This window comes from Sphingomonas hylomeconis (genome assembly GCF_025370105.1).
Taxonomy (GTDB): Bacteria; Pseudomonadota; Alphaproteobacteria; order Sphingomonadales; family Sphingomonadaceae; genus Sphingomonas; species Sphingomonas hylomeconis.
This window is the reverse complement of sequence record NZ_JANQBK010000004.1, coordinates 209,078-235,063: the sequence shown is the minus strand read 5'-3', so window position 1 is coordinate 235,063 and position 25,986 is coordinate 209,078. Positions and strand designations below refer to the sequence as shown.

At 68.4% G+C, this 25,986-nt stretch carries 23 protein-coding genes; 12 read left to right on the top strand and 11 right to left on the bottom strand.

Annotation, left to right across the window (positions count from 1 at the left end):
- Window positions 1–67: 67 nt before the first annotated feature.
- The 5 genes from gluQRS to egtD are packed head-to-tail and all read left to right on the top strand — an operon-like array spanning window position 68 to window position 4,038.
- Window positions 68–916 (top strand): tRNA glutamyl-Q(34) synthetase GluQRS, encoded by an 849-nt coding sequence (gene gluQRS, locus NV401_RS07675; RefSeq protein ID WP_261293809.1) that lies wholly within the window; start codon window positions 68–70, stop codon window positions 914–916.
- A gap of 9 nt (window positions 917–925) precedes the next feature.
- Entirely contained in the window at window positions 926–1,165 is a 240-nt protein-coding gene (locus NV401_RS07670) for a twin transmembrane helix small protein (protein WP_261293808.1), read from the top strand.
- 9 nt (window positions 1,166–1,174) lie between these two features.
- Window positions 1,175–1,744, top strand: a complete 570-nt coding sequence (locus NV401_RS07665; RefSeq protein ID WP_261293807.1) for a cob(I)yrinic acid a,c-diamide adenosyltransferase — start codon at window positions 1,175–1,177, stop codon at window positions 1,742–1,744.
- Window positions 1,745–1,799: 55 nt separating this feature from the next.
- Window positions 1,800–3,059, top strand: coding sequence for an ergothioneine biosynthesis protein EgtB (egtB, locus tag NV401_RS07660; protein ID WP_261293806.1), 1,260 nt, complete (start codon window positions 1,800–1,802; stop codon window positions 3,057–3,059).
- Between the two features lies 1 nt (window position 3,060).
- On the top strand, window positions 3,061–4,038 hold the full coding sequence (egtD, locus tag NV401_RS07655) for an L-histidine N(alpha)-methyltransferase (RefSeq protein WP_261293805.1): 978 nt from the start codon (window positions 3,061–3,063) through the stop codon (window positions 4,036–4,038).
- Between the two features lie 42 nt (window positions 4,039–4,080).
- Here egtD and NV401_RS07650 read toward each other — a convergent pair whose 3' ends face one another.
- Entirely contained in the window at window positions 4,081–4,401 is a 321-nt protein-coding gene (locus NV401_RS07650) for a hypothetical protein (protein ID WP_261293804.1), read from the bottom strand.
- A 96-nt stretch (window positions 4,402–4,497) separates the two neighbouring features.
- On the opposite strand from NV401_RS07650, the gene NV401_RS07645 reads away from it, so the two are divergent.
- Complete coding sequence (locus NV401_RS07645; RefSeq protein ID WP_261293803.1) at window positions 4,498–5,367, top strand: 3-hydroxyacyl-CoA dehydrogenase NAD-binding domain-containing protein; 870 nt, start codon at window positions 4,498–4,500, stop codon at window positions 5,365–5,367.
- Here NV401_RS07645 and NV401_RS07640 read toward each other — a convergent pair whose 3' ends face one another.
- The 6 genes from NV401_RS07640 to NV401_RS07615 form a co-directional block, all read right to left on the bottom strand.
- Window positions 5,368–6,498: an energy transducer TonB gene (locus tag NV401_RS07640; RefSeq protein ID WP_261293802.1), complete on the bottom strand. Its 1,131-nt coding sequence runs from the start codon at window positions 6,496–6,498 to the stop codon at window positions 5,368–5,370.
- A 45-nt stretch (window positions 6,499–6,543) separates the two neighbouring features.
- Window positions 6,544–6,951: a cytochrome C nitrite reductase gene (locus NV401_RS07635; RefSeq protein ID WP_261293801.1), complete on the bottom strand. Its 408-nt coding sequence runs from the start codon at window positions 6,949–6,951 to the stop codon at window positions 6,544–6,546.
- Window positions 6,948–8,156: a molybdopterin-dependent oxidoreductase gene (locus NV401_RS07630; RefSeq protein ID WP_261293800.1), complete on the bottom strand. Its 1,209-nt coding sequence runs from the start codon at window positions 8,154–8,156 to the stop codon at window positions 6,948–6,950. The genes NV401_RS07635 and NV401_RS07630 overlap by 4 nt, the downstream gene beginning before the upstream one ends.
- Entirely contained in the window at window positions 8,149–8,739 is a 591-nt protein-coding gene (locus tag NV401_RS07625; RefSeq protein ID WP_261294063.1) for an NADPH-dependent FMN reductase, read from the bottom strand. Before NV401_RS07625 ends, NV401_RS07630 begins: the two co-directional genes overlap by 8 nt.
- Before the next feature lie 82 nt (window positions 8,740–8,821).
- Window positions 8,822–9,889 carry an LLM class flavin-dependent oxidoreductase gene (locus NV401_RS07620; RefSeq protein ID WP_261293799.1) on the bottom strand — a complete coding sequence of 356 codons (1,068 nt, stop codon included), beginning with the start codon at window positions 9,887–9,889 and terminating at the stop codon, window positions 8,822–8,824.
- On the bottom strand, window positions 9,886–10,809 hold the full coding sequence (locus NV401_RS07615) for an aldo/keto reductase (protein ID WP_261293798.1): 924 nt from the start codon (window positions 10,807–10,809) through the stop codon (window positions 9,886–9,888). The genes NV401_RS07620 and NV401_RS07615 overlap by 4 nt, the downstream gene beginning before the upstream one ends.
- A gap of 36 nt (window positions 10,810–10,845) precedes the next feature.
- Between NV401_RS07615 and NV401_RS07610 the strand changes: the two genes are divergently transcribed.
- Together NV401_RS07610 and NV401_RS07605 are read left to right on the top strand one after the other, a co-directional pair.
- Window positions 10,846–11,922: a Gfo/Idh/MocA family protein gene (locus NV401_RS07610; protein WP_261293797.1), complete on the top strand. Its 1,077-nt coding sequence runs from the start codon at window positions 10,846–10,848 to the stop codon at window positions 11,920–11,922.
- Window positions 11,923–12,021: 99 nt separating this feature from the next.
- Window positions 12,022–14,451 carry a TonB-dependent receptor gene (locus tag NV401_RS07605; protein ID WP_261293796.1) on the top strand — a complete coding sequence of 810 codons (2,430 nt, stop codon included), beginning with the start codon at window positions 12,022–12,024 and terminating at the stop codon, window positions 14,449–14,451.
- Between the two features lie 344 nt (window positions 14,452–14,795).
- Here NV401_RS07605 and NV401_RS07600 read toward each other — a convergent pair whose 3' ends face one another.
- Window positions 14,796–16,037, bottom strand: coding sequence for an MFS transporter (locus NV401_RS07600; RefSeq protein ID WP_261293795.1), 1,242 nt, complete (start codon window positions 16,035–16,037; stop codon window positions 14,796–14,798).
- A 212-nt stretch (window positions 16,038–16,249) separates the two neighbouring features.
- Here NV401_RS07600 and NV401_RS07595 point away from each other — a divergent pair, with 212 nt between their 5' ends.
- Window positions 16,250–17,266, top strand: coding sequence for a YeiH family protein (locus NV401_RS07595; protein WP_261294062.1), 1,017 nt, complete (start codon window positions 16,250–16,252; stop codon window positions 17,264–17,266).
- A 175-nt stretch (window positions 17,267–17,441) separates the two neighbouring features.
- Here NV401_RS07595 and NV401_RS07590 read toward each other — a convergent pair whose 3' ends face one another.
- Window positions 17,442–18,452, bottom strand: coding sequence for a LacI family DNA-binding transcriptional regulator (locus NV401_RS07590; protein WP_261293794.1), 1,011 nt, complete (start codon window positions 18,450–18,452; stop codon window positions 17,442–17,444).
- Between the two features lie 148 nt (window positions 18,453–18,600).
- On the opposite strand from NV401_RS07590, the gene NV401_RS07585 reads away from it, so the two are divergent.
- A complete protein-coding gene (locus NV401_RS07585) occupies window positions 18,601–20,763 on the top strand; it encodes a transglycosylase domain-containing protein (RefSeq protein WP_261293793.1) in 2,163 nt (720 codons plus the stop codon).
- A 196-nt stretch (window positions 20,764–20,959) separates the two neighbouring features.
- Window positions 20,960–21,961, top strand: coding sequence for a threonine aldolase family protein (locus NV401_RS07580; RefSeq protein ID WP_261293792.1), 1,002 nt, complete (start codon window positions 20,960–20,962; stop codon window positions 21,959–21,961).
- A 183-nt stretch (window positions 21,962–22,144) separates the two neighbouring features.
- On the opposite strand, the gene NV401_RS07575 is transcribed toward NV401_RS07580, so the two are convergent.
- Entirely contained in the window at window positions 22,145–24,268 is a 2,124-nt protein-coding gene (locus tag NV401_RS07575) for a TonB-dependent receptor (protein WP_261293791.1), read from the bottom strand.
- A gap of 132 nt (window positions 24,269–24,400) precedes the next feature.
- Between NV401_RS07575 and NV401_RS07570 the strand changes: the two genes are divergently transcribed.
- Window positions 24,401–25,243: an HpcH/HpaI aldolase/citrate lyase family protein gene (locus NV401_RS07570; RefSeq protein ID WP_261293790.1), complete on the top strand. Its 843-nt coding sequence runs from the start codon at window positions 24,401–24,403 to the stop codon at window positions 25,241–25,243.
- Here NV401_RS07570 and NV401_RS07565 read toward each other — a convergent pair.
- Window positions 25,220–25,984: a phosphatase PAP2 family protein gene (locus NV401_RS07565; RefSeq protein WP_261293789.1), complete on the bottom strand. Its 765-nt coding sequence runs from the start codon at window positions 25,982–25,984 to the stop codon at window positions 25,220–25,222. The two genes, NV401_RS07570 and NV401_RS07565, sit on opposite strands and share 24 nt — an antisense overlap.
- Between the last annotated feature and the right edge of the window lie 2 nt (window positions 25,985–25,986).

Sequence of the window (25,986 nt, the reverse complement as noted above, 5' to 3'; positions counted from 1 at the left end):
TTCACGCTGTTGCTTCCTTGACGGCGCTCTTGCCGACCCGGATGACGCTGTCATGACAGCACGGCACGTGACTCACGGTCAAGAGGGGCTGGTGACCCGCTTCGCGCCGAGCCCGACCGGGCGGCTGCACCTGGGCCATGCCTATGCCGCGCTGCAGGCGCATGATCGCGCGGCGGCGGCGGGCGGGCACTTCCTGCTGCGCATCGAGGATATCGACGGGACGCGCAGCCGGCCCGAACATGTCGCCGGGATCATCGAGGATTTGCGCTGGCTCGGGCTCGATTGGGACGGCGAAATCCTGTTCCAGTCGGCGCGGCTCACTGCCTATCAGGCCGCGCTCGACACGTTGCAGGCGCAGGGCCTGCTCTATCGCTGCTACTGTACGCGGGCGGAAATCGCGCATCTGTCCGCACCGCACGGGCCCGGCGCGGTCTATCCCGGCACCTGCCGCCACGCCGCGCCGCGCGACGACCTGCCGCATGCCTGGCGGATCGACATGGCCAGGGCGGCGGCGCTGGCCGGGCCGCTCGACTGGCACGACGAACTGGCCGGCGTGCAGCGTGCCGATCCGCTGGCGGCGGGCGATGTCGTGCTGGCGCGCAAGGACGCGCCGGCCAGCTATCATCTCGCCGTGGTGGTCGACGATGCGTTCCAGCGCGTGACGCATATCGTGCGCGGGCGGGACCTGTTCGAGGCGACGCATGTGCATCGCCTGTTGCAGCAGCTGCTCGGCCTGCCGACGCCGATCTATCGCCATCACCCGCTGTTGCGCGGCGCGGACGGCGCGCGCCTCGCCAAGCGCACCGGCGCGCCGTCGCTGGCGTCGCTGCGGGCCGCGGGCATGGACGGCAGGGTGCTTGCCGACGACCTGCGCGCCGGGCGGCTACCCATTGGCTTTACCCTGCCGAATGCCTAGATTGCGCGCATGACCACATTCCTTGCCATCCTGCTCGTCGCCGCGATGATCGCGGTCGTTGTCGTGTTCGTGCGCGGGCTCGTCCTGTTCCTCGCCAATGCGACCGAGGAGGCGAAGAACGGCAACAGTCTGAGCGGCCCGAGCGCCTCGGCGCTCAAATCGAACAAGATGATGCAATATCGCATCTTCTTTCAGGCGATCGCGATCCTGATCGTCGTGCTGATCCTGTTCCTCGCCAGCGGCAAATAGGCCGACCCCTTGGTCAAGCTCAACAAGATCTACACGCGCACCGGCGACGACGGCACGACCGGGCTGGTCGATGGATCGCGCATCGCCAAGACGGATGCGCGGATGGCGGCGATCGGCGATGTCGACGAGGCCAATAGCGCGATCGGCCTGGGCGTGGTCGCGCTCGGCGCGGGCGAACTCGCCACCGCGCTGACGCGGATCCAGAACGATCTGTTCGATCTCGGCGCCGATCTCGCCACGCCCGGCGAGGATTTCGCGCCGTCCGAGATGACGCTGCGCATCGTGCCGGCGCAGGTCGCGCGGCTGGAGGCGGAGATCGACGCGATGAACGCGACGATGCCGCCGCTGACCAGCTTCATCCTGCCCGGCGGCACGGCCGGGGCGGCCGCGGTGCATCTTGCCCGTGCGATCGTGCGACGGGCCGAGCGCACCGCCGTGCTGGCCGCGGCGACGGTGCCGATCAACCCGCAAGCGCTGGCCTATCTCAACAGATTATCGGATTATCTGTTCGTTGCCGCCCGGCACGTGAACCAAAACGCCGCTGGCGACGTTTTATGGGTGCCCGGCGCGTCGCGCTGAGGAGCGTGTTCCAGATTGATTGATGCCGCGGGCGTTCTGGATTATGGAGAACATAATGAGAACGATTCCCAGCCATGCGCAGCCTTTGTCGGCGCTTTCCGAACGCTTCGCGCGCGTCCGCGGCCTCAGCGTCGATCTCGTCGCGCCGCTGTCCGATGCCGATGCCACGGTCCAGTCGATGGACGATGCGTCGCCGGCCAAATGGCATCTCGCGCACACCACCTGGTTTCTGGAAACCTTCATCCTGCGCGATTTCGTTGCCGGCTACACGCTGCACGACGATCGCTTCCCGTTCCTGTTCAACAGCTATTACGAGGCCGAGGGGCGCCGCCATGCGCGCGGGCGGCGCGGCATGGTGACCCGGCCGACGCTGGACGAGGTGCTGGCCTATCGCCGGCATGTCGACGCCGCGCTGGTCGCCGCATTGCCCTATCTGCCCGACGCGGCGCGCGAGCTGGTGGCACTCGGCTGCCATCACGAGGAGCAGCATCAGGAACTGCTCGTCACCGATATCCTGCACCTGATGTCGGAAAATCCGCTCGAGCCGGCAATCTGGCCGGCGGCGCGGAAAGTGCCGGTCGAGATGCCGGGGCCGATCGGCTGGATCGAGCAGGCCGCCGGAATCGTTGAGATCGGCTTCGACGGTGACGGTTTCTCGTTCGACTGCGAAGGGCCGCGGCACCAGGCGCTGCTCGGCCGCCATGCGATCGCCGACCGCACCGTCACCAACGGCGAATGGGCCGCGTTCATTGCCGCGGGCGGCTATGCCGAGCCGCGCCACTGGCTGTCCGACGGTTGGGCCTGGGTGAAGGCGCAGGGCATCACCGCGCCGCTCTATTGGGAGCGGAACGGCGACGGCTGGACGCGCTTCGGGCTCGACGGGCGGCGGGCGATCGATCCCGCCGCGCCGGTGACGCATGTCAGTTTCTATGAGGCGGATGCCTATGCCGCCTGGGCCGGCGCGCGGCTGCCGACCGAGGCCGAATGGGAAGCCGCCGCCGCGCCCTACGATTCCGCGGGCGGCAACCAGCTCGATCGCGCCGGCGCGGTCGAACCGCGCCCGTCGACCGGGGCCCCGGGCTTTTTCGGCGACGTGTGGGAATGGACCGGCAGTGCCTATCGCCCCTATCCCGGGTTCAAACCGGTCGAGGGGGCGGTCGGCGAATATAATGGCAAGTTCATGTCCGGGCAGTGCGTGCTGCGCGGCGGCTCCTGCGCCACCCCGCGCGGCCATGCCCGGGCGAGCTATCGCAACTTCTTCTATCCGCACCAGCGCTGGCAGTTCACCGGCGTGCGCCTCGCGAAAGACCTTTGACATGCTGAAACAGGAAATCGAGGACGGCGAAGTCTCGCTGGCCGATCCGGCGTTCCGCGCCGATGTGCTGCGCGGCTTCGGCTCAAGCCCGCGCGCGATCCCGGCGCGCTGGTTCTACGACCGCCGCGGATCGGAACTGTTCGAGGCGATCACCGATCTGCCGGAATATTATCCGACGCGTACCGAGACCGCGATCCTGCGCAGCGCCTGCGCGGAGGTCGCGACGCTGGCCGGCGAAGGCCGCGCGGTGGTCGAGTTCGGGTCGGGCTCGTCGACCAAGACGCCGATCCTGCTCGGCGCGGTGGCGCCCGCGGCCTATGTGCCGATCGACATATCGGGCGATTTCCTGCGCGATTCCTCGGCACAGCTGGCGGCGGCCTTTCCCGGCCTGCCGGTGCTGCCGGTCGAGGCGGATTTCATGCGGCCGATTCCGCTGCCGACGCAGGTCGCCGATCTGCCCAAGCTCGGGTTCTTTCCCGGCTCGACGATCGGCAACATGATCCCGCATGCCGCGACCGATCTGCTGCGCGCGATGAAGGCGTCTTTGGGGGAGGGCGCGATGCTGCTGATCGGCATGGACCGGATCAAGGACGAGCACGTGCTGACCGCCGCTTATGACGATGCGCAGGGCGTGACCGCGGCATTCAACCTCAACCTGCTCGAGCGGATCAATCGCGAGCTGGGCGGCACGATTCCCGTGGACAAATTCCGTCACCGCGCGGTGTGGAACGACGATCGCGCGCGGATCGAGATGCATCTCGAAGCGCTGGAGGCCGTGTCGTTCACGATCGAGGGCCGCGGCTTCGAGATGGCGGCGGGCGAGACGATCCACACCGAGAACAGCCACAAGTTCGGTGCGCGCGACGCACGCATCCTGCTGCGCGCCGGTGGCTGGACGCCGATCGCCGAATGGACCGATCCGGATGGCCTGTTCGCGGTGATCCTGGCCGAGGCGCAGCCCGCGCGGCTGGCGCCCTAGCTCGGTCGCGCCAGCTCGGTCGCCCCAGCTCGGTCGGCCTGGTCAGTCGTCGAGCTTGGCGTGCTGGCGATCGGCCCAGTCGCGCCCGTCGTGGCCGCCCCAGAGCAGCCAGGCGATATAGCCGGCGGACGGATCCTTGTCGTCGCCCCAGTCGTGCGCCTTGCCCTGCTTGTCGACCTCGTGGCGCGCGAAATAGCTGTGCATCGCCTTGACGTCGGCGTCCGACATCGGGCCGCCGTCGATAATCTGCCGCGCGCGTTTGACGCCGACCTCGGTGCCGCCGCGGTTGAATTCCTCGCGCAAGGCGAGGCCCTTCTTCGCCTGGGCGGCCATCTTCTGCGTTGGTTTGTGCTCGTGTGCCATGCGCGTCCAACGGCGCGGCGCGCGGCCGGTTCCGGGCATGGCAAGCGCCGGCAAACGCGCTAAGGGCAGGCGCAGACGATCGGAGAGGATGAGACGATGCAGGATGTGGGTGTAGTCGGCGCAGGCCAGATGGGTGCGGGGATCGCGCAGGTATCGGCGCAGGCCGGCTATCGCGTGCTGCTCAGCGACGTGTCGAAGGACCGCGCCGAGGCAGGCAAGGCGGGCATCGCCAAGCAGCTCGACCGGCTGGTGAGCAAGGAGAAGATCACCGCCGAGGCGCGCGACCAGACGCTGGCGCTGATCGAGCCGGTGGATAGCGTCGCGGCGATGAGCTCGTGCGGGCTGGTGATCGAGGCGGCGACCGAGCGCGAGGAGATCAAGCGCAAGATCTTCGGCGATATCGGGCAGGTGCTGGGGGCGGACGCGGTGCTGGCGTCGAACACCTCGTCGATCCCGATCACGCGGCTTGCCCAGGCGGCGCCCGATGCGGCGCGCTTCGTCGGCGTGCATTTCTTCAATCCGGTGCCGGTGATGGGGCTGATCGAGCTGATCCGCGGGCTCGCAACATCCGACGCGACGGTCGCCCTGGTCGAGGGCTATGCGCAGAAGCTGGGCAAGAAGGTGGTCCGCGCTAACGACGCGCCGGGCTTCATCGTCAACCGCGTGCTGATGCCGATGATCAACGAGGCGTGCTTCGCGCTCGGCGAGGGCGTGGCGACGATCACCGATATCGATCTCGCCTGCCAGCTCGGGCTCAACCATCCGATGGGGCCGCTGACGCTGGCCGATTTCATCGGGCTCGATACGTGCCTGGAAATCACCCGCGTCCTGTTCGAGGGCACGGGCGATCCCAAGTTCCGCCCCGCGCCGGTGCTGGTGAAATATGTCGAGGCGGGTTGGTTCGGGCGCAAGACAGGGCGCGGCTTCTACGATTATTCGGGCGCGGAGCCGGTGCCGACGCGCTAGTCAGAAGGGCGGCGGCGGCGTCTCCTCGTTGGTAGGGATGCCGCCGACCGGGCCCATCACGAACTTGACGCGATCAACGCAGCCGACCGCGCCTTGCCCGGCGGGGGCGACCTTGGCGGCGCGCAGCACCTGGATGGCCTGCGTGCCGAAATCGGCCGAGGGCTGCGCGGTCAGCACGCGGATATTGCCGATCTCGCCCCAGGGCGCGATGTCATAGGACAGCACCGCCCAGCCCTCGATCGCGCGGCGGCGATAGGGCTCGGGGAAGCGCAGCACGGGCGGGGTCGTCCAATCGCGGCGTTTGGGGCACGTGGCGTCTGCCGGGCGCAGCGCGGCCTCGTCCGGGATCGGCGGCGCGACCAGTTTCACGGCCGCATGCCAATAGGGATACAGGCAGCCGGTGCGCGGGCCGCCGGCGTAGCGCGAGGCGCGGATCGCAGTGATCGACGCGGCATCCAAGGCGGTGTTGCCGGTGGTTTCGACCACGCGCACCGCGCTTGGCCGCCCGGCCGCGTCGATATCATAGCCGATCATCGCCCAGTCATGGACTCCCGGCCTGCCTTCGACCTTGGCGAAATCGGGGAACGCCTGGAGCAACGGCTGCGGGCGTGGCTCCCGGAGACAGGTATTGGCACCGTGAATCACGGCCTGCGCCTCGCGTGGCAGCGGCCCCATCGTGGGCGCGAGCGAATAGGCGATGAGATCGGCGCGCGCCGCCGCCAGCAGCGGAACCTGTTCCGGCACGAAGCGCACGCGGCAAGCGCGCGGCGCGCCCGGGGCAAAGTGCGTGGCGGCGAGCGCCGGGGCGAGATCATCACCGAACGGCACGAAATCGCTGCCGTCGCGCTGGATATCGATGGTGCGGCCGTCGGCGGCGATGGTGAAGCGATAGTCGATCGGCTTGAGCGTCGCCGTGGCACCCCAGGCCAGCGCCACGGCGGGTCGGCGGAAGTCGGCGGCGGCGAGCGGGACGCCGTCGCACTGCGCGTCGGGGCGCCAGGCGAGCAGCGTGCGCTGCGCTGGTGCCGACATTGCCGCGTGCGGCGCCGGCGGCGCGACGCTGACGATCGGCGGAGGGATCTGGGCAGCCGTGACAAGCGGCACGAGCAGGCTGAGGAGCGCGCGTTTCATCCGCGGAAGGTGCCGCGCGATCACGACATGCGCAAGGCGTTCCGGTTATTTGCCAGCGGGTTGCGGTCGTTGCGTCGGCAAAGCGAGCAGTTCGGCGATCAGCGCCTTGTCGTCGGCCGGCGCGACCGGTGCCTTGTAGACGGTGCGCATCTTGTCGATCGTCGCCTGCCACTTTTCCGCAGTGAGCGGCGGCTGCGTGGTGAGCATCTCGGGCGAATGGCAGGCGGTGCAACTGGTGGTGATCAGGTCGCTGCCGGCCGGGAGGGCGGCGCTTTCCTCGGGCAGAGCGATCGTATCGGAGACGAGCGTGATGCCGCCGCCCGACACCGACGGGGCCGAAGCCGCCGTGCCGGGCGCGGCGGATGGCGACAGACGATGCGTGAGCGCGGTCCAGCCGAATGCCAGCAGCGCGAACAGCACCAGCCCGGCGAGCGTGATCGAGCGGCCGCTCATGCCGCGGTCACCGCGAGGCTTTCGATCGCGTTGCGCATGAAGCCGCCCGGATTCCAGATCGGCGCAGCGCCCTGCGTTTGGCCGGCGCTGTTGGTGCAGCGTGCCAGCAGCCGGTACTCGCCCGCCGGCTGGCCCGGGACGGTCGCTTCCCACAGGCGGAAGCCGTAGCGGCCCTCGTCGCGGCCGAGCGGCGCGGCATGCCAGCTGCGCCCGTCATCCATCGACAGATCGACGCGCGCGACGCCGTGCGCCCCGCCCATCGCCAGCCCGCGGACGTAGAAAGGCGAGCGCGCCATCACCTTCGCGCCATCGGCGAGATTGGTGAAGAAGGCGCGCGGCAGCATCTTGTTGATCGGCACGGTCGGGAAGTCCTTCGCACCCGGCGCGACACTGGCGCCCGGCGTGGCGGGAATGCGATACGCCTTGTCCATCCAATAGCCGGTATCGGGCGCGGTCAGCACCTCGATCCGGTCGAGCGCCTTGATCCAATAGGTCGAATACCAGCCGGGCACGATCAGCCGCAGCGGGAAGCCGTTGAGCAGGGGCAATTGCGCGCCGTTCATCAGATAAGCGATCATCACCTCGCCGTCGCGGGCGTGATCGATCGCCAGCGACTTCTCGAACGCCGGGGCGCCCGGCGGCGGCTTGTCCAGCCCGCCGAGTTTCACCGCCACCGCGCCCGGCGCGACGCCGGCGCGGTCGAGCACGTCGCGCAACCGCACGCCGACCCATTTGGCATTGCCGATCGCGCCATTGCCCCATTGCGCGCCGGGCACGCGCGGGCTGAACAGGCCGCGCGAATTGCCCGAACACTGGTTCACCGCCGCCAGTTCGACGCGCGGCATGGCCAGCAGCTCGGCGAGCGACAGGCTGAGGCGCTGGCGCACCGCGCCGCCGACCGCGAGGCGGAAGCTGCGCACGTCCACCGCGGTCGGGATGTCGCTGTAATGCCAGCGCACGAAGAAGCGGTCGTTGGGCGTGAACACCTGCCCGTCGAGCGCGTCGAGCGGCGTCTCCAGCAGCGGTGCGCGGCCGCGCTGCAGGATCATACCGCCCTTGTGCGGGAAATCGCCGCTGGTCGGGCGTGCGCCATTGCCGCCGGGCAGCCGCAGATCGACTAAGGCCTCGGCCAGCGCGGGCATGGCGGCCAGCCCGGCGCCTGCGCCGATCAGACCCAATGCCTGGCGGCGGCCGAGTTCAGCCATTGGTCTTGAGCTGCAGCGGCGCGAAGCGCGCGACCTGCGTGCCGACCATGCGCAGCTGATCGAGCACCGCCTGGTCGTTGGCGCCGCCGTCATCGTCGAACTTGGTGAGCTGCGTGTTGATCGCGGCGGCGAACGGCGTCGGCCAGCCGCGCAGCGCATGGACGATCGAGCGCAAGGCGGCGATCGTGCTGCCGGTCGCCTGCCAGCCATAGGCCGTGGCGATCAGCCCGACCGGCATGTCGGCGAGATAGGGCCGGGTCGCATCGCGCGCGGTTTCCTCGAGCAGGTCGAGCGCGTTCTTGACCACGCCCGAGATGCTGCCGTGATAGCCGGGCGAGGCGATGATCAGCGCCGAGGCGCCGCGCACTGTTTCGACGAAATCCTGCTCCTCGGTGGTGCGCGTCGCTGCCTTGGGATCGTAGAGCGGCAGGCGGCCCATTTCCGCGCCGCCGAACATGCGCGTGCGAAATCCTTCGCGCCCCGCCGCCTCGAGCGCGATCTTGAGCGCGCGCTCGGTCGAGGAGATGCCACCGATCGTGCCGCCGATGCCGACGACCAAGGGCTGGGAATCGCTATCGGCCATCATTTCGTCCTCAACCATCGTCTGCTGCCTATCCCCGCGATCCGCGCGCGCGACAAGCGCCAACCGCGCGCGGCGTGGCGGTTCAGCGCGCGAGCGGCCCGTGCTCGATCTGCGGCAGGACGTGCCGGGCGAACAGATCGGCCTCGGCGGCGTGCGGATAGCCCGACAGGATGAACGCCTCGATCCCCATGTCGCGGTACGCGTTGATCTTGGCCAGCACCTGATCGGGATCGCCGACGATCGCCGCGCCACAGCCCGAGCGCGCGCGCCCGACGCCGGTCCACAGATTGTCCTCGGCATAGCCGTCGTCCGAGGCGTTCTCGCGTAATGCCGCCTGTGCGGCGACGCCAGCGGAGGTCGAATCGAGTGACTTCGCCCGGATCGCCGCGCCTTCGGCATCGTCGAGCTTGGAGATCAGCCGGTCCGCCGCGCTGCGCGCTTCCGCCTCGGTATCGCGGACGATGACGTGCGCGCGGTAGCCATAGCGCAGCGTGCGGCCGTGCGCGGCAGCGCGCGCGTCCATGTCGGCCATGATCGCGGCGATCGTTTCCTTCTTGTCGGGCCACATCAGGAACACGTCGCAGCCCTTGGCGGCGGCCTCGCGCGCGTCGGGCGACAGGCCGCCGAAATAGAGCAGGGGTGCCTTGCCCGAAACGGTGCGCACGCCCGACGGCTGAACCTTGAGCTTCCAGAACTCGCCGTCATGATCGAGCGCCTCGCCGTTGAGCAAGGTCTTGAGGATATGCATCGCCTCGACCGTGCGGGCGTAGCGCGGCGCCGAGGCCAGCGTCTCGCCGGGCAGGTCGGACGAGATGATGTTGATCGTCAGGCGCCCGCCGAGCAGCTGGTCGATCGTCGCGATCTGCCGTGCGAGCTGCGGCGGCCAGCTTTCGCCGACGCGTACCGCCATCAGCAGTGCCATGCGGCGGAGCATCGGCGCGATCGCCGCGGCGAAGGCGGTGGTGTCGATACCCAGCGCATAGCCCGAGGGCAGCAGGATATTGTCGAACCCGCCGGATTCGGCCTGCAGCACGATGTCACGGCAATGCGCCCAGCTCGATTTCAGCTTGGCATCGGGCACCCCGAGAAATTCGTAATCGTCGTCGCACAAAGCCGAGAACCAGCTGATCTCGCACGGGGGATGGCTCACGGCAGCTGCTCCCCGCGCGACGCGACCAGCACGTCATACCATTCGCTACGCGTCCAGCGCACGCCGTATACGTCGCGCAGCTCGGCGATCCGCGTGGCATTCTGCGTGCCGACGATCGGGATGACGCGCGCCGGATGCGCCATGATCCAGCTATAGGCGACCGTCGTGCGGCTGACGCCGGCGGCCTGTGCCTTGACGTCCAGCGCGGCGGCGACCGCCTGTTCGCGCGGCGTGACCGGATTGGCGATGCGCCCGCCGCCGAGCGGCGACCAGGCGAGCACCGTGACATCGTGTGCCATCGTGCGATCGAACAGCCCGTCGGTCATCGGCGCGGTTTCGAGCGGCGAGAATTCCGGCTGCGTGCTGGCCAGCGGGATCGACAGGAACACGCGCAGCGCCGCGGTCTGCTCGATCGTGTGGTTCGACACGCCGACCGCGCGGACCTTGCCCGACGATACCATGTCTTCCAGCGTGCGCGCGACTTCCTGCGGGTGCGTCAGGATGTCGGGGCGGTGGATCTGGTACAGCTCGACATGATCGGTGTTCATCCGGCGCAGCGAATCGTCCAGCGCCCGGGTGAGATATGCGGGGCTCGAATCGTACGGCGTCGGCGGGGTAATGCCGCCCTTGGTCGCCAGCACCATGCGATCGCGCAGGCCGGGCGACTCGGCGAACACCTGGCCGAGCAGCGTCTCGGCATCGCCGAACCCGCCGCGTTCCTTATCCGCCGCACCGTCGAACCCGTAAATGTCGGCGGTGTCGAACAGCGTGATGCCGGCATCGAACGCCGCCTCGATCAGCCTGCGGCCGTCGTCGACGGAGACGCCGGCGAAGCGCCACATCCCCCAGGCGATAGAGGAGACCATGATTCCGCTCTTGCCGAGCGGCCTCGATTCGGGCGATAGGGTGAGTTCAGACATCGTTGTCATATAAGGGCGAGATCGTTGGGAGAGCAAGTGCGTTACGGATTGGTCGGCACCGGAATGATGGGTGTCGAGCATCTCAACAATCTGGCGGTGACGCCGGGCGCGGTGGTGACCGCGATCGCCGATCCGGTGGCGACGTCGATCGGCTGGGCGACCAAGGCTTTGGGCGAAAAGGCCGCCGGCGTGACGCAGTTCGCCGATTCGGCCGCGCTGGCGAAAAGCGGACTGGTGGATGCGGTGATCGTCGCCAGCCCGAATCACACGCATCGCGACGTGCTGACTCCGTTGTTCGGCGAAGGCCTGGCGATCCTGTGCGAAAAGCCGCTGGCGACGACGATCGAGGATGCGCGCTGGATCGTCGAGCAGGCGGAAAAGTCGGATGCGCCGTTCTGGACCGCGATGGAATATCGCTACATGCCGCCCGCCGCCGAGTTCATCGCCGAGGTGCATGGCGGGCGGATCGGCAAATTGCAGATGCTGTCGATCCGCGAGCATCGCTTCCCGTTCCTGCCCAAGGTCGGCGACTGGAACCGCTTCAACCGCAATACCGGCGGCACGATGGTCGAGAAATGCTGCCATTTCTTCGATCTGATGCGGCTGATCGTGCAGTCCGAGGCGGTGCGGGTCTATTGTTCGGGCGCGATGGACGTGAACCATCTCGACGAGAATTACGGCGGCGAACGCCCGGATATCATCGACAACAGCTATACCACGGTGGATTTCGCCAATGGCGTGCGCGCGATGCTGGACCTGTCGATGTTCGCCGACGGCGCGGAAAACCAGGAGGAGATCGCGGCGGTGGGCAGCGATGCCCGGCTCGAGGTGCTGATCCCCGAGGGCGCGATCGTCTATTCGCCGCGTACCGGCTTCATGAACCCCAAACAGGTCGAGCGCCGCATCGTCCATACCGACGAGACCGCGCTGAAGGCCGGCAGCCATCACGGTTCGACCTTTTACGAGCACCAGCGCTTCAACGCCGCGGTGCGCGGTGTCGGCAAGGTGGAGGTGAGTGCGCGCGACGGCCTGATGGCGGTGGCGATCGGCACCGCCGCGGAGATCAGCGCGCGCGAACACCGCGTGGTGACGATGAGCGAACTGGGATTCTGACGCGAAGCAGCGCTTTGCCACGACAAAGCCTGATTACGCTGTCAGTAGGATGAAGATAAACATATCCCATCGGACGAATGGGAATTTGGGGAGACGATGATGACCAAGGCTCTATATCTATCGGGCGCAGCATTGCTGGCGCTGACCGCAGCACCGTCATTCGCGCAGGACAGCGGCACGGCGGGCGTTTCCGCGGCGACGACGGGCGCCGACGCGCAGAGCGCCGAGCCGACCGATACCGACAATGCCACGCCGGGCGACATCGTTGTCACCGCGCAGAAGCGCAGCGAGCGGCTGCAGGACGTGCCGGTGGCGATCTCGGTCGTCTCGGGCGACCAGCTCGCCGCCAAGGGCGCGCTCAACCTGGAGGGCGCGCAATATCTCGTGCCCACCTTGAACTTCCGCAAATCGGGCACCGCGATCAACCAGTCGCTGTTCCTGCGCGGCGTCGGCACTTCGACCTTCTCAATCGCCGGCGAGCCGAGCATCTCCACCGTCGTCGACGGCGTGGTCTATAGCCGCGCCGGCGAGGCGTTCAGCGACCTGATCGATATCGACCGGATCGAAGTGCTGCGCGGGCCGCAGGGCACGCTGTTCGGCAAGAATACGAGCGCCGGCGTGATCAACATCATCACCAAGCGCCCGGGCGACGATTTCGGCGGCTTTCTCGAGGGCGGCTATTACACCAACGGCAACGAATATCGCGTGCGCGGCGCGGTCGACCTGCCGCTGGGCGAAAACGTGAAGAGCCGCTTCACCGGCTTCTACGGCAATTACGACGGCAATATCCGCAACATCGCGCAGAATAACGACCGCGTGAACGGCTATGAACATTATGGCGTGCGCGGCATGATCGTCGCCGATCCGACGCCGGACCTGACCTTCACGCTGATCGCCGATTACCGCAAGTCGAAGGACGATTGCTGCGCCGAAGTGATCGGCACGACGCCGCGCAACGCCACCACCGGCGCGGTCCTGCCCGTCGCTGCCGTGCTGCCGGATATCCGCGGCGACAAGTCGCGCACCGTGAACCAGGATCTGGTCACCTCGACCAACGAAACGAGCTGGGGCGTGTCGCTGCAGGCCGATGCACAGCTCGGCACGCAGACGGTGACGTATATCGGTTCGTACCGCGAATATGACAACGAGGAGATCCGCGACGGCGACTGGCTGCCCCAGGCCTATGTCGGCTTCAACCAGCTGCACGATTTCGGGCCGCAGACCTCGAACACGTTCACGCAGGAACTGCGCCTGACCTCGCCGTCGGACCAGTTCTTCAGCTATGTGCTCGGCGCCTTCTATTCGCGCGCCGAAACCGAGCGGACGTTCACGCGCAACGATCTGGTATGCACGGTCACGCCGACCCCCCCCGCGCTGACGCCCTGCACCACCACCGGCGCGGTCGTCACCCGGCCGACCGGCACGGCCGAGTTCGGCTCGGTGTTCAAGAACCTCGCCTTCTTCGGGCAGGGCACGTTCAACATCACCGATCGCTTCCGCGTGATCGGCGGCTTCCGCTATACCAGCGATCAACTCGACGTGTCGCACATCCGCCGCACGACGCTGACCGGCCCCGGCATCAATGGCAATTTCGATCGCGGCGTGAACAACGCCTATATCCGGCTCGTGGCGGCCGGCGTACGCCCGACGGACGCAGCGACACAGGCAGTGGCCTTCTCGGACGGCGTGCCGTTTATCGCCAAGACGACCAACGACAATTGGTCGGGCAAGGCCGGCGTGCAATATGACATTGCGCGCCAGTCGACCGCCTATGCGACCTATTCGCGCGGCTATAAGGGCCCCGCGTTCAACGTGTTCTTCAACCTCACCGCAACCGGCACCAATGCGATCGAGCCGGAGACGGCGGACGCCTATGAGATCGGCCTGAAGAACACCTTCTTCGACGGCAAGCTCGTGCTCAACCTCGCCGGCTATTATGCCAAATACCATAATTTCCAGGCCAACAACCCGGACTTCGTGGCCGGCGTGCTGGTCACGCGCTTCACCAATGCCGGTGAAATCTCGACCCGCGGCGGCGAACTCGACATCGTGTTCCAGCCGGTGCGCGATCTCTCGTTCAGCGGTGGCCTGGCCTATACCGATGCGCATATCGACCAGTTCAAGGTACCGGTCAGCGGCGCGGCGGGCGTGGTCCCGAACGGCACGACGCTCGGCTATGCGCCGAAATGGAAGGGGTCGCTGGGCGCCGACTATCGCATCCGCACCGGCGGCATGGTCGATTTCACGCTGGGCGCGCAGGGCTCGTACCAGTCGAAGCAGATCTCGCAGCTCGATGCGTCCGAAGCGGTGCGCGATGCGACGACGATCAAGGGCTATGGCCTGGTCGATCTGGCCGTCGGCGTGGTCGACAATGACGATCGCTTCCGCCTCAGCTTCCAGGTCAAGAACCTGTTCGACCAGAGCTTCGCCAGCGCGATCACCAGCGGTGGGCCAGGGGGCAGCTATCGCTACCTCATCCCGCGTGAGGCCGATCGCTATTACGGCGTGACCGGCCGGGTGAACTTCTAACCGCCAATCCCTCCCCGAGCCCGGCTCGGGGAGGGGCTCGCGTCACTGATAGCCGCCGTCTTCCTCGCGCTCCTTGGCGGCTTCCTCCTGCGCCTCGACCAGCGCCTCGCTGTCGTCGCTCGTCTGATCGTTCTGGTGTTCCGGATCGTTCATCATGCCGCATCTCCTTGCCGCACCCTAACGATCGACCGCCGATGACGGGTCCGTCGAACGTCCTCCCTGGCACTGGGGGCCGCCCGGTTTCTTCAACCGAGTGGGGGAGGGGGCACCCCGAGCGGTACGGTGCCGGCCCACCCCCTCCGTCAGCCTTTGGCTGCCACCTCCCCGTGCCGGGGAGGATTTTCTTAGTGCCCCATCACCAGCACCTGCTCCCCATCGTCCGCCACCGGGACGATCTCCGGGATCAGCAAGTGCACGAAGCCCAGCGCCAGCAGATAGGAGCAGGAGCAGATCGCCAGCAGCGGGCCATAGCCATAGCCATGCGCCAGCGACACCGCGGCGAGCTGGATCAGCACGATCGACCACATATTGCCGCAGAAAGCGGCGATGCCGATCGTCGAGCCGACCGCGCGCGCCGGGAACAGATCGGTGGCGAGGCCGAACACGTTGGTGGAAAAGCCCTGATGCGCGAACAGGCCGAGGCCGAGCAGCCCCGCCGCCGCCCAGGCGCTGTCGACGAACAGCACGCCGATGACCGGCAGGATCAGCAGCGCGTAGAGCAGCATCGTGGTTTTGCGGGCGCGATTGACGCTCCAGCCCGCCGCCATCATCCGCGTCGGCAGCCAGCCGCCGGTCAGTGCGCCGCACGCCGCCATCACATAGACCAACGCCACCGGCAGCCCGACCGTGCCCTGCGGCAGGCCGAACATGCGGTGGAACAGATCCGGCAGCCAGGCGAGCATGAAGAACCACACCTGATCGGACAGCACCTTGGCGATCGCGATGGCCAGCGTCTTGCGATCGCGCACCAGGCTCAGCCACTTGATCGGCGCGGGCTTGACCGCATCCGCCGCGACCGGCTCGACGCGCACCATCAGCCACACCACGACCCAGACGAGACCCAGCCCACCGGCGACGAGGAACGCCGCCTTCCAGCCGAACGCGACGGCCAGCGCGGGGATGACGAGCGGCGTGATGATCGCGCCGATATTGGGCGCGGTATTGCCGATGCCGAGCGCCATCGAGCGCTCTTTCTGCGTGAAATAGGTCGCGGCCGTCTTCACCGCGGCCGGCGTGCCGATCGATTCGGCGGCGCCGAGCACAACGCGCGAGGCGACGAACCCGCCGACCGTGGCGACCAGCGCATGCGCCATGCCGGCCAGGCTCCAGATCCCGACGCCAAGCGCAAAGCCGAGCCGGAGCCCGACGCGATCGATGAACCAGCCGGTGCCGAGAAAGGCGACCGCAGCGGCGAACTGGAAGGCGGAGATCATGTTGGCGTAATCGCCGTCGCTCCAGCGGAATTCCGCTTCCAGCGTCGGCTTGAGCAGCGCGAGGATCTGGCGATCGACATAATTGAGCATGATCGCGAAGAACACCAAGGCGACGATGATCCACCGCCTGCGCTCCTGTGCCGTGTCCGTCATCCATCCGCTCCCATCATGCTTTCCGATAACGTTGTCATATCAAACGTTGCTCGGCTAGAGACAAACCACCGACCGTCATCCCGGGCTTGTTCCGGAGGCTGCAGTGCCGCACACCATTGTCGTGCGGCCATGCGGGACGGTGGACCCCGGAACAAGCCCGGGATGACGAAGGGGACGTGAGAGTGGCCAGACCTGCAACCCGTCCGCTGCCGATGGCGGCCGACCTGTACGGCGATATCGAGCCGTCGCCGCAGGGCACGTGGCAGACCTATTTCCCCGGTCTGGCGATCGTCGCCGCGGGCACGCTCGCCGCGGCGTTCATCTCGGATCATTACGGCGCGCCGCTGACGCTGATGGCCCTGTTGATCGGGCTGGCGCTCAATTTCCTCAGCGCCGACACGCGGCTGACCCCGGGCCTCGCCTTCGCCTCGCGCTCGTTGCTGCGCTGGGGCATCGTGCTGGTCGGCGTGCGCATCACCGCGGGGCAGATCGTCGATCTCGGGCCGGTCGCCCTGCTCTGCGTGCTGGCCATCGTCGCGCTGACGATCGGCGCGGGCATCCTGGCGGCACGCCGCTTCGGCTTCGATACCGCGTTCGGCACGCTGGCCGGCGGCGCGGTGGCGATCTGCGGTGCCTCCGCGGCGATGGCGCTGGCCACCACGCTCGGCGAGAAGCGCACCAGCCAGGCGCAGCTGACGATGGTGCTGGTCGGCATTTCCGCGCTGAGCGCGCTCGCCATGGTGCTGTACCCGATCGCCGCGCATGCGCTGCAGCTGAGCGATCTCAAGGCGGGGTTCCTGCTCGGCGCGGCGATCCACGATGTCGCGCAGGCGCTCGGCGCGGGCTATTCCTATTCCGACGCCGCCGGCGGCATCGCCGCGATCGTCAAGCTGACCCGCGTCGCGCTGCTCGCGCCGGTGCTGGCGATCCTGGCCCTGTTCCTGCGGGGCGACGGGACGCGCGCCAAGGGGCCCGGCATCCCGTGGTTCGTGGTCGGTTTCTTCGTGCTCGCCGGGATCAATTCGTTCGGCGTGATCCCGCCGGTGGTGGCCAAGGGCGCGGAGCAGATCGCCGCCGGGCTGCTCGCCGCCGCGGTGACGGCAACCGCGATCCGCTCGCCGCTGTCGCAATTGCTCGAAGCCGGGCCCAAGCCGCTGTTCGTGATCCTGGCGGCGACGGTGGTGGCGTTCCTGCTGTCGCTCGGCGCGGCGTTGCTGCTGGTCGGGTGATCTGCTCCCCTCCCTGGAAGGGAGGGGCTGGGGGTGGGTTGCGTCCGGGTGATACGGATGCCGCCCGCCAGCCCCGGCCGTATCGCGGGTATCGACCCACCCCCGCCCAGCGCCGGGGCGGTCAGGCCCCCGGCCTGACCTGAACAGCGCGGGGCGCTGTTCACCCGGCACTCTTTCAGGGAGGGGAGACGACGCCGGTCGAGCCGCGCACCACCAACTCATAGCCCACTTCCCGCCGCTCGGCCGGCGAGTCCCCGCCCGCCAGCAGCAGATCGGCGGCGGCATAGCCCATCGCGCGGGTCGGCTGGCGGATCGTGGTCAGCGGCGGCCACACCACGCTCGCCAGCGCGGTATCGTCGAACCCGGCGACGGAGAGCTGCTCGGGCACCTTGATGCCGCGGCGATGCGCCGCCGCCAGCACGCCCGCCGCCATGTCGTCGCTCGACGCGAAAATTGCGCTCGGCGGTGCGGCGAGATCGAGCAGCGCTTCCGCGGCGGCCGAGCCGGAGGCGAAATCGTAGCGCCCGGCGCGCACCAGCGTGTCGTCGCGCGCGATCCCCGCGCCCTCCAGCGCCGCGGCATAGCCGGCGAAGCGCTGCGCGCTCGTGGCATAGTCCGGATGCCCGCGGACGATGCCGATGCGGCGATGCCCGAGAGCGATCAGATGCTCGGTCATCAGCCGCGCCGCGGCTTCGTTGTCGATGAACGTCGACGAGGTCAGCGCGACATCGCCGCCCGGCGACACGCGCACGAAGCGCACGCCGCGCCGCTCGAGCAGCTCCAGCACCGCGGCGTAATCGGTCACCGGCGGGGTCAGGATCAGCCCGTCGACGCTGGTCGCGTCGACCAGATTCTCGATATCCTCGATCAACGTGGCCGAATCGCGATCATAAGGCTGGGCGATCATCCGCACGCCTTCCTCGACGCAGCGATCGCGGATACCCGATTGCATCTCATAGACATAATAGGGGCTGGGATTGTCGCAGATCAGCGCGATCTGGAAGCTGCGCTTGCCCGCCAGCGACCGCGCCGCCAGGCTCGGGCGGAATTTGAGCTGCGCCACCGCCGCCTGCACGCGCGCGCGCGTTTCGGCGCCGACATAGCGCTCATTGTTGAGCACACGCGATACCGTCTTGATCGACACCCCCGCTTCGCGGGATACGTCCTTGATGGTCACCCGCAACATGTCACTCCGGCAGCTCGGCTCGTCCCCGATGTGCCTCACCCCGCCGCACCCGTCCAGTCGCTTGCCGCAACTGTCCTATTAAGATAATACAGTTGCCCGTCGCTATCTCTCATATTGCGCGGCCAGCGGATTGATCCGGAACTCAGCCATGCGTCCTTACCCCTTCACTCCCGCTACCGCCCCGTCGAGCCACCCGGATCGCGGCGGCGAACCCGCGCCCGCGCCGGCCGGCTACGATCCGTACCGGCCCGAGCCGGGGCCGGGCGAGGGCGGCGGCGGGGGGGGCGGCGGGGGCCCGGGGAGCAACCTGCCGGTGCCCTATCGCCGGTCGCGCTGGCGCTGGCCGGTGCGGATCGCCGGGGTCGGCGTGGTGCTGTTCGTGCTGGCGGTGATCTGGCTGGCCTTCACCGCGCCCTTGTCCAAGTCGCTCGAACCGCTCACCCCGCCGAGCATCACGCTGCTCGCCTCGGACGGCACGCCGATCGCGCGGCGCGGCGCGATCATCGGCCCCCCGGTCGATGCCGCGCAGCTGCCGGCCAATGTCACCAACGCGTTCCTCGCGATCGAGGACCGGCGCTTCAAGTCGCACTGGGGCGTCGATCCGCGCGGCATCGCGCGCGCCTTCTGGCACAATGTGACGAGCGACGGGCGCAACCAGGGCGGCAGCACGATCACGCAGCAGCTCGCCAAGAACGCGTTCCTCGATTCGGACCGCACCGCGGCGCGCAAGATCCGCGAAGTGATGATCGCCTTCTGGCTCGAGGCATGGCTGTCGAAGGACGAGATCCTGTCGCGCTATTTGTCGAACGTCTATTTCGGCGACAACGTCTATGGCCTCGCCGCCGCGGCGAAACATTATTTCAACCGTGCGCCGGAGGATCTGTCGATCGCGCAGGCGGCGATGCTCGCCGGGCTGGTCAAGGCACCGTCCAAGCTCGCCCCTACGGTCAATATCGAGGGCGCGCGGGCGCGGCAGAAGCTGGTCGTCGCGGCGATGGCCGATGGCGGCTTCATCACCGCGGCCGAGGCGGCGGCGGTGCGCCCCGCGCGGCTCGCCACCAACCGCATCAAGCCGCTGCCCGACGGCACCTATTTCGCCGATTGGGTGCTGCCCGAGGCACGCGACCGCGCCGGCGAGATCGCGCAGGAGACGACCGTCAAGACCACGCTCGACCGCCGGCTGCAGACTGCCGCCGAGCGCGTCGTGCGCGGCGCCGGGCTGCGCGAGGCGCAGGTCGCGCTCGTCGCGATGCATCCCGACGGCCGCGTCGTGGCGATGGTCGGCGGCAAGGATTACAAGACCAGCGCGTTCAACCGCGCGGTGCAGGCGCGCCGACAATCGGGTTCGACGTTCAAGCTGTTCGTCTATCTCGCCGCGCTGCGCAGCGGCCTCACGCCCGAATCGACGATCGAGGACGAGCCGGTGACGATCGCCGACTGGAGCCCGAAGAACAGCGACGGCCGCTATGCCGGCACCATCACGCTGCGCCGCGCCTTCGCCAAATCGAGCAACGTCGCCGCCGCGCGGCTGACGCAGCAGGTCGGCGTGAAGAACGTGATTCGCGCCGCGCGCGACCTCGGCATCACCACGCCGATTCCCAACGAGGCAACGATCGCCTTGGGCAGCGCGACCGGCTCGCTGCTCGAACTGACCTCCGCTTATGCCGCGATCGCAGCGCAGAGCTATCCGGTCCGCGCGCGCGGCGTGGAACAGGAGGGCAATCGCAGCTGGTACCAGAGCCTCACCGATCGCGCGCGCCCGCTAACCGGCACGGTGCGCGACAATATGCTCGATCTGCTCTCCGCCTCGGCCGAGACGGGGACCGGGCGGCAGGCGGCGCTGGCGATCAAGACCTATGGCAAGACCGGCACCACCTCGGACAATCGCGATGCGCTGTTCGTCGGCTTTGCCGGCGATCTGGTGGTCGGCGTGTGGGTCGGCAATGACGACAATACCAGCAATGCCGGCCTGTCCGGCGGCGGCCTGCCGGCGCGGATCTGGCGCGACTTCATGATGCGCGCGCTCAAGGTCGGGCCGGCGGTGGCGCCGGAACCCGAGCCGGCGGTGGTCGAGGACGAGGACGGCAACGGCTTCGGGTTCGACGATCTGGGGGTCGACGGCGTGCAATTGCCCGAAGGCGAGATCGAGGGTCTGGGTCTCAACCTGCGCGTCGGGCCCGATGGCGGGATCGAGATCAACCGCGCGCGCGGCCGCGACCGCGATCGTGATCGTGACGAAGGCCGGCGCGACGACCGGCGCCGCGAGGATCGCGCGCTGCGCGACGAGGAGCCGCCCGAGGACGAGTTCTAGCGCCAACGCCGCCCCACCCACCACCGTCATTCCGGACTTGATCCGGGACCCATCAAGCGGCTTGGGAACGGGCAAGAAGGGAGAGCACCGCCTGGCCGGCGCATTGGATCCCGGATCAAGTCCGGGATGACGAGCCGAGGCAGGCCGGCGTCCAACCCGGTTGACGCACACCCCCCGCCGCCGCAATGCCCATGCCATGCGCTTCTTTTCAGACAATGCCGCCCCCGTGCACCCCGCCGTCCTGGCCGCGCTGGGCGCTGCCAACACGCTCGACACTGCCTATGACGGCGACGCGCTGAGCAAGTCGCTGGACGCGCGCTTCTCCGCGCTGTTCGAGACCGAGGTGACGGCGCTGTGGGTGCCCTCGGGCACCGCGGCCAATTGCCTCGCGCTCGCCGCTTTGTGCCCGCCTTATGGCGGCGTGGTGTGTCACCGCGATGCGCATATCCAGAATGACGAATGCGGCGCGCCGGAATTCTACACGCACGGCGCCAAGCTGATGCTGGCGGAAGGCGCGGGCGCCAAGCTCACCCCGGCGACGATCACCACCCTGCTCGACAGCATCGCCAACGATGTCCACCGCGTCCAGCCGCACGCGCTGTCGATCACCAACGCGACCGAATATGGCCGCGTCTACACGCCCGACGAGGTCGCCGCGATCGGCGCGCTGGCCAAGGCGCGGGGGCTCGGTTTCCACATGGATGGCGCGCGCTTCGCCAATGCCGTCGCGCATCTCGGCTGTTCGCCGGCCGACGTCACGTGGCGCGCCGGGGTCGACGCGCTGAGCTTCGGCTTCATCAAGAATGGCGGGATGAGCGCGGAAGCGCTGATCTTCTTCAAGCGCGATCTCGCCGCCGCCACGCTGATGCGGCGCAAGCGCGCCGGGCTGCTGCTGTCCAAGGGCCGCTATCTCGCCGCGCAGTTGCTGGCGATGCTGGACGGCGATCTGTGGCTGGAAACGGCGCGGTTGGCCAATGCCGGCGCGGCATTGCTGGCAGCAGGGGCGGGGGAGCGCCTGCTCCACCCGGTCGAGGCCAATGAGGTGTTCTTGCGCGCCACCGCCGACGAAGCGGCGGCGCTGCGCGCGAAGGGGTTCGATTTCTACGATTGGGCCGAGGGCGAGATCCGCCTGGTCACGTCCTGGGACCAGCAGCCCGAGCAGATTCGACCGCTCGCCGAGGCGATCGCCGCGCTGTGATTCCCCCCCGGCACGGGGAGGGGGACCGCCCGGCTTCTTCTGCCGGGTGGTGGAGGGGGCAGGCCGGCAGCGCACTGCGTGGAAGAGGTGTGCGCCGCAAGCGTCGCGTTGCCGGCCAACCCCCTCCACCATTCGCGTGAAGAACGCGAACGGTCCCCCTCCCCGTGCCGGGGAGGATTTAGGTCAAAGCCCGAACCTGAGCGTCGCGCGGATATCGCGGCCGGCGAGCGGCGCGAAATCCTTCAGGAAGCTTGCGCTGCGCCGCGCCTCGACATCGAAGATGTTGTTGGCGCTGATCAGCAGGCTGGTCTTGCTGCCCTTGCCGAACGGGGAGAAACCGATCGAGGCGTTGACCATCGTATAATCGTCGGTCGGCGTCTCGAACGCGGCGATGCGGTTCTGCTCGAACACATGCTCGACCTCGACCCGGCCCTGCAGCCGATCGCCCTGCGCCTCGAGCCCGCCGAGCACGCGCGCCGCCGGGATACGCGGGACATTGCCCTGATCGATGATGTTGGCGCGGACATAATCGCCGAGCAGATCGGCGTTGATCGTGTACTGCCCGAGCGTCGCCAGGCGCAGCGAGGCATCCGCCTCGAAGCCGTAATAGCGTGCATCGCGCTGCTGATACTGGAAGCAGGGCAGATCGACCTCGCGACCGGACGGCGCCGCCGCCGCCTCGCACACGGCCTGATCGACCTGGTTCTCCGAAATGTAGTTGGAGAATTTGGTGTAATAGGCCGAGGCGTCGATGCTGAACCCGTCGCCGTGCACGTGCATCGTCGCTTCCACCCCGTTCGATTTCTCGAGCCGGAAATCGGGGTTGCCCAGTTCATAGGCCTGCGTGCCGGCATGCCCGCCATTGGCGAACAATTCCTCCGCCGACGGCGCGCGTTCGGTGTGCGACAGATTGAGCCCGAAGCGCACCGTATCGGTCACGCCGTACGAGGCGCCGATCGAGCCGGACACCGCCTGGAAATCGCGCTCGCCGCGGAAGAAACGCTCGTCGCCCGCCGGCGTGCGCGCCGCGGCGGAACTGGTTTCATAGCGCAGGCCGCCCTCGGCCTTGAACGCGCCCGAACTGTATTGCTGCAGCGTGAAGATGCCGGTTTGGTTGGTCTCGTTCTTGGGCAGGAACGCCTCGTCCCCCTTCACGTCGAAGATCCGGTTGAAGAACTGCACCCCGCTCGCGCCTTGCCAGCCGCCGCGATTGGCCTGGACCAGTTCGAGCCGCCCCTCGAGTCCCTTGTTGAAAAAGGCGGTGCCGACCGAATTGTCCTCTTCCAGCTCGAAATGGCGATAGCTTGCCTGGCCGGCGCGCAGCCGGATCTTGTCGAGGAAGCCGCCGCCGGTATTCACCTCGGCGCGCAGATCGACGCGGTTCTGCACCACGTCGAGCCGCGGCGCTTCCTGCTCCTGGCCGACCTCGGTCGCATAGCGGAGCGGCACACCGTACAGGCTGTCATAATGACTGTAGGAGATGCCGAGCGTGCCGGTATCGGTGATGATCGCCGCGCCGACGCCGGCGGTCCAGGTTTCCGCTGCCGAATTGGGCAGGCGGCGGCGCAGATTGGCTGAGGCCGCGAAATCGATCGGCTCCTCGGCGTCCTGCGGCAGGCCGACCTGCGACAGCGCATCGGCGCGCGCACTCTTCGACAGCAGATAGCCCTTGCCGGTGCGCAGGTCGCCGGTCTTGAGGTACGAACCGTCGGCATGCAGCACGAGATGCTCGCCGACCGCCACGTCGCCGGCCAGCCCGCCCGAGCGCTCGTCCGAGGCCGAGCCGTAATTGGCGATGCCGTTCAGCCGGTAGCCATTGGCCGGCACGCTGCGCGGGATGCGCGTATCGACGACATTGACCACCCCGCCCACCGCCGACGAGCCGAACAGCAAGGCGGACGGCCCGCGCAGCACCTCGATCCGCTCGGCGAGCAGCGGATCGATGATCACGGCGTGATCGGCCGAGGTGTTCGACACGTCGATCGAGCCGATCCCGTCGGTCAGCACGCGGATGCGCTCGCCCTGGAAGCCGCGCAGGATCGGGCGCGAGGCATTGGGGCCGAACGACGAGGCGGATACGCCCGGCTGGCGCGCCAGCGTCTCGCCGATCGTTGGCCTGAGTTCGCGCGTCAGCTCCTCGCCGGTGAGGATCGAGGTGCCCTGCAGCACGTCGGTCTCGCTGCGCTGCACCGGCGCGGTGACGATGATGTCCTGCTGCTCGGCCCGCGCCGGCGCGGGGGTGGACTGCGCCATGGCGGGCAGCGAAATAGTCAGCGCGGTGCCGGCGAGCAGAAGCGAACGAATCATGTAAGGCCCTTTGTCGTAATCTCGACAGGCGCCATAGATGTGATGATACAATGTCACAAGGATATTCGCCGCGCTTTCGCAACGGCTCGTCCAAGACTAGGATGGCCGTTCCCCCAGACGAACGGATTGCCGATGCCCCGCCTGCGCTCACTGCTCTTCGTGCCCGGCGATCGGCCCGATCGGATGGAGAAGGCGCTCGGGCTCGCGGCCGACGCGCTGATTCTCGATCTCGAGGATGCCGTTGCCCCGCCCAACAAGCCCGCCGCGCGCGCCGCGGTCGCCGCCTTCCTGCAGCACCGCACAGCGGCGGCCACGCTCTGTTTCGTGCGCATCAACCCGCTCGACAGCGGCTTAGCCGGGGACGATCTCGCCGCGATCCTGCCGGCGCGCCCCGATGGCATCGTGCTGCCCAAGGCCGAAGGCGGGGCGTCGCTCGCCGCGCTCGCCCGGCAGCTGTCGGGCGAGACGCTGATCCTGCCGATCGCCACCGAGACCCCGGCGGCGATCTTCGCGCTCGGCAGCTATGGCGGCGTCACGCCGCGGCTGGCCGGCCTGACCTGGGGGGCGGAGGATCTGCCCGCGGCGATCGGCGCCGCCACCGCGCGCGAAGCCGATGGCAGCTATACCGCGCCGTACCAGCTCGCGCGCTCGCTCACGCTGTTCGGCGCCCACGCGGCGGGCGTGCCGGCGATCGAGACGGTCTATCCCGATTTCCGCGATCTCGATGGCCTCGCCGCCTATGCCGCGCGCGGCCGGCGCGACGGCTTTACCGGCATGATGGCGATCCACCCGGCGCAGGTCGCGGTGATCAATGCCGCCTTTACGCCGTCCGCGGCGGAGATCGCGCATGCCCGCGCGGTCGTCGCGCTGTTCGCCGCCAATCCCGGTGCGGGGGCGCTCGCGCTCGACGGGCGGATGGTCGATGCGCCGCACCTCAAGGCGGCGCGCAGTCTACTTGCCGGGATGGAGCAATGACCCTCCGGCGCGGCTGAGCCGCACCCAGGCGCCGACGCCCCACCACATCAGCGCCCAGAGCGCGCCGAAGCTCCAGCCGGTCAGCACGTCGCTTGGCCAGTGCACGCCGAGATAGACGCGGCTGCAGCCGATCGCGACGACCAACAGCCCGGCCACGCCCATGATATAGCCACGCACCACGCGCCCCGGCACGATCTGCATGACCAGGGCGGCGAGCGTGAGATAGACGATCGCGCTGCTCGTCGCATGGCCGCTGGGGAAGCTGGCCGAGGAGACGGTGACGAGATGATCGACGATCGCCGGGCGCGGCCGCGCGACGATGCCCTTGGCCACCGCCACGGCGATCGCGCCGCTGACCGTGCCGCCGAGCACCAGCCACATCGTCAGCCACAGCCGCTTGAGCGCGAGAAAGCCGACCGCGATCGCCGTGATCGCGGTGAGCACCGTGACGCCGCCCAGCGCGGTCAGATCGACCATCGCCGCGCGCACCCAGCGCGGGCCGATCGGCACGCCGTGCGCGCTGCCGTGCCGCGTCCACAGCATGATCGCGCGATCGACGTTCAGCTCCCAGCCGCGATCGATCAGCGCGCCGACCGCGCCGACCAGCAGGATCGCCAGCCCCAGCGCGGCGCCGGAGATCAGCAGCCATGGCGGATGGCGGACGTTGCCCGGCACCACGCCGCGCGCATCCGCGCCTTCGGCGTGGATCGTATGCACGGTGGCGGAGAGGGGGGCGGTCATCG

Bases quoted from the DNA above. Each gene is read 5' to 3' on its own strand.
- NV401_RS07635 (WP_261293801.1), bottom strand. From the start codon at position 6,951: ATGAGCGGCCGCTCGATCACGCTCGCCGGGCTGGTGCTGTTCGCGCTG.
- NV401_RS07670 (WP_261293808.1), top strand. From the start codon at position 926: ATGACCACATTCCTTGCCATCCTGCTCGTCGCCGCGATGATCGCGGTC.
- NV401_RS07570 (WP_261293790.1), top strand. From the start codon at position 24,401: ATGCCCCGCCTGCGCTCACTGCTCTTCGTGCCCGGCGATCGGCCCGAT.
- NV401_RS07630 (WP_261293800.1), bottom strand. From the start codon at position 8,156: ATGGCTGAACTCGGCCGCCGCCAGGCATTGGGTCTGATCGGCGCAGGC.
- NV401_RS07625 (WP_261294063.1), bottom strand. From the start codon at position 8,739: ATGGCCGATAGCGATTCCCAGCCCTTGGTCGTCGGCATCGGCGGCACG.
- egtD (WP_261293805.1), top strand. From the start codon at position 3,061: ATGCTGAAACAGGAAATCGAGGACGGCGAAGTCTCGCTGGCCGATCCG.
- NV401_RS07605 (WP_261293796.1), top strand. From the start codon at position 12,022: ATGACCAAGGCTCTATATCTATCGGGCGCAGCATTGCTGGCGCTGACC.
- NV401_RS07640 (WP_261293802.1), bottom strand. From the start codon at position 6,498: ATGAAACGCGCGCTCCTCAGCCTGCTCGTGCCGCTTGTCACGGCTGCC.
- NV401_RS07595 (WP_261294062.1), top strand. From the start codon at position 16,250: ATGGCGGCCGACCTGTACGGCGATATCGAGCCGTCGCCGCAGGGCACG.
- NV401_RS07615 (WP_261293798.1), bottom strand. From the start codon at position 10,809: ATGTCTGAACTCACCCTATCGCCCGAATCGAGGCCGCTCGGCAAGAGC.
- NV401_RS07585 (WP_261293793.1), top strand. From the start codon at position 18,601: ATGCGTCCTTACCCCTTCACTCCCGCTACCGCCCCGTCGAGCCACCCG.
- NV401_RS07575 (WP_261293791.1), bottom strand. From the start codon at position 24,268: ATGATTCGTTCGCTTCTGCTCGCCGGCACCGCGCTGACTATTTCGCTG.
- NV401_RS07565 (WP_261293789.1), bottom strand. From the start codon at position 25,984: ATGACCGCCCCCCTCTCCGCCACCGTGCATACGATCCACGCCGAAGGC.
- NV401_RS07580 (WP_261293792.1), top strand. From the start codon at position 20,960: ATGCGCTTCTTTTCAGACAATGCCGCCCCCGTGCACCCCGCCGTCCTG.
- NV401_RS07590 (WP_261293794.1), bottom strand. From the start codon at position 18,452: ATGTTGCGGGTGACCATCAAGGACGTATCCCGCGAAGCGGGGGTGTCG.
- NV401_RS07600 (WP_261293795.1), bottom strand. From the start codon at position 16,037: ATGACGGACACGGCACAGGAGCGCAGGCGGTGGATCATCGTCGCCTTG.
- NV401_RS07650 (WP_261293804.1), bottom strand. From the start codon at position 4,401: ATGGCACACGAGCACAAACCAACGCAGAAGATGGCCGCCCAGGCGAAG.
- NV401_RS07645 (WP_261293803.1), top strand. From the start codon at position 4,498: ATGCAGGATGTGGGTGTAGTCGGCGCAGGCCAGATGGGTGCGGGGATC.
- egtB (WP_261293806.1), top strand. From the start codon at position 1,800: ATGAGAACGATTCCCAGCCATGCGCAGCCTTTGTCGGCGCTTTCCGAA.